At 70.7% G+C, this 2,438-nt stretch carries 2 protein-coding genes; one reads left to right on the forward strand and one right to left on the reverse strand.

The window, feature by feature from the left end:
* Positions 1–497: 497 nt before the first annotated feature.
* Positions 498–971, forward strand: a complete 474-nt coding sequence (locus GA0115254_RS22890; RefSeq protein ID WP_093897171.1) for a carboxymuconolactone decarboxylase family protein — start codon at positions 498–500, stop codon at positions 969–971.
* A 568-nt stretch (positions 972–1,539) separates the two neighbouring features.
* Here the strand turns inward: GA0115254_RS22890 and GA0115254_RS22895 are convergent.
* Positions 1,540–2,438, reverse strand: an 899-nt coding sequence (locus GA0115254_RS22895; protein WP_141720898.1) for an alpha/beta fold hydrolase, incomplete at its 5' end; no start/stop codon positions are given.

Here is a 2,438-nt window from a genome sequence, read left to right on the forward strand (position 1 = left end):
GGCCGACTGCGGCGAGGTCTGACTGGGCAGCGGAGGAGCGGTTGCCCTCCGGTTACCGGTCCCGCGAGACCTGGCAGCCCCGATACACCGACGAACGGCATCGATGGTTGGGCGGCGCTTCCCTTGACGGTCAGCAGGTCCGAACTGAGCTGATCCCCGCCGGAGAAACACAGCCGACGCGGCCGGCTTGCGCCGTCGCCGGCGTGCCCCTTGCCCCTTGCCCCTTGCCCCAGGCCAACTCGCCGAACGTCGCGTCGCTGTTCACCAGGTCCGGGCTGGTGGCGGTGACACACTGCGCCAAACCCTGCATGAGCTGCACGTCCGCGGCGGTCACAAGCCGAAGCCGAGGGGCGACACCTCGGCAGCGGTCCTGAACTTCGTCGCGGGGGTCCCTGCCGCGACACGAGAGGCGAGACGCACGTCACATCCATTCCTGTCACATCTTGCCGCGCTGTTCCGTCGAAGAGGTACAACCACCATCAAGCAAGGAGTGCACCATGGATGCTCGCCTGAACCTCCTCGACAACCCGATCGCAGCCAAGTCCCTGAGGCACGTCATCTCGGCGGGCAAGGTCGTCTCGGACTCGACGCTGCCGGCCGCGACACAGGAGCTGGTGAAGATCCGCGCCAGCCAGATCAACGGCTGCGGCTTCTGCACCGACATGCACACCAAGGACGCCACGCACGCCGGGGAGACCTCCACGCGCCTCAACCTGGTCGCGGCCTGGCGGGAAGCCAAGGTGTTCACCGATGCCGAGCGCGCCGCTCTGGAGCTGGCGGAGCAGGGCACCCGCATCGCCGACGCGGCCGGTGGAGTCACGGACGAGGTCTGGGCGAATGCGGCCAAGCACTACGACGAGGACCAACTCGCCGCCTTGGTGTCGCTCATCGCCCTCATCAACGCCTTCAACCGCGTGAACGTCATCGTCCAGCAGCCCGCCGGCGACTACCAGCCCGGCCAGTTCGGATAACGAGCAGGCCGCCGGGATCGCCGGTGCCGTCCCGCACCAGCAGCACACGCCCCGGGCACCTCTCGCCGGAGCCCGGGGCACTGTTCCGGTACGCGCGGCCCGACTGATCCAAATGAGTCGGGCCGGGGGCGGATGGAACCGACTCAGCATCGACGGGCCCGCAGGATCACCGTCCCGTCGTCCGGCAGGCAGACAGACTTCGCCTCGATCCTCAACGTGACTGCAAGCGGTGTTTTCGACGTCGGCCTCCGGTCAGGCAGAAGGGATGCCCGGCCGGGTCGGTGTGGATCCGCCATCTGGGTGACGGAAACCAGCTGGGCAACCGGCATGCCATAGATCATTTACGGGATGTGCCTTGAGTGGTCGGACTGATCTGCCAGTGCTTCAGCACGGCCGGGGACAACCCGAATGATCTTCGAGGAGGTCATCCGAGGCGGAGACTTGCTGCAGGGCAAAGCAGCCCCGGTCCTGATCGTGAGACGTGGACGTGGCCGACCACAGATAAGACAGTCGAGGATCCGCAGGTCAGGTGGGCGGGTTGGGCCTGCCCGCGCCGGGTGGCCGTGGCTCAGCGGGTGCCCCCTGCGAGTCCGTCGGCCCAGGCGCGGACCGCCCGGGCCGTGGTGACCGCGTGTTCCTCCACGATCGTCCAGTGATCGCCCGGGACCTCCATGGTGTCGTACGGACCGGGCCAGGAAGCCTGCCCCGCGCGCCCGGCGGGGGTGCCACCGTGGGTGTCCGCCTCCGGCGGCCGGTCGGCGGCGCGGACCAGCAGGACGGGCACGTCCGGGGGTTCGGGGCGCCACCCCCGGAGCATCCGGGTGTAGGCGCCGAACACGGCCAGAGCCATGTCGTCCACCGCCGTGTCGAACTCCGCTCCCATGGTCAGGGCCGCGCGGGCGGGCATGGCGAGCAGCCACGGCTCGGCCTCCCGTTCGGGGGTCACGTGGTAGGTGTCTAGGAGGACCAGACCGGCGGGAGGAGTGCCGGTGGCCGCGAGCCGCGCGGCGACCGCGTGGGCCGGGCACCCGCCCATCGACCATCCCAGCAGGACGGGGCGGCGCCCGCCCAGCCGCTCGCGCAGGGTGGCCGTGTGCAGGTCCACCAGTGTCCGCCAGTCGCGCGGCGGTGCGTCGCCCGAGGTGACCCCCGGGTGCCGCATCTCCAGCACGTCCCGGTCCTCCTCGAAGTGGCGTGCGAGCGTGGCGTACCAGGGCCTGCCGAGGGCCGGTGAGAAGCCGGGGAAGCACACCAGCGGCGGCCGGCCGACCTCACCCTTGGCCAGGTGGAGCGGGTCCAAAGCGTGCGCGGCGGTGTCCTCGGGGCCGAAGCCGGGGACCGCCAGTGAGGCGGTCACGAGCAGGTGCATCGCCGAGACGACGTCACCCGTCGCGCACACGCGGCGGTAGAGGGAGGCGAGGGTCTGGGGGGACCGGGCCTTCGCGGGCGCGCCGGCCCGGCGGCGGC

Origin of the sequence: Streptomyces sp. Ncost-T10-10d (genome assembly GCF_900091955.1) — a bacterium.
GTDB lineage: Bacteria > Actinomycetota > Actinomycetes > Streptomycetales > Streptomycetaceae > Streptomyces.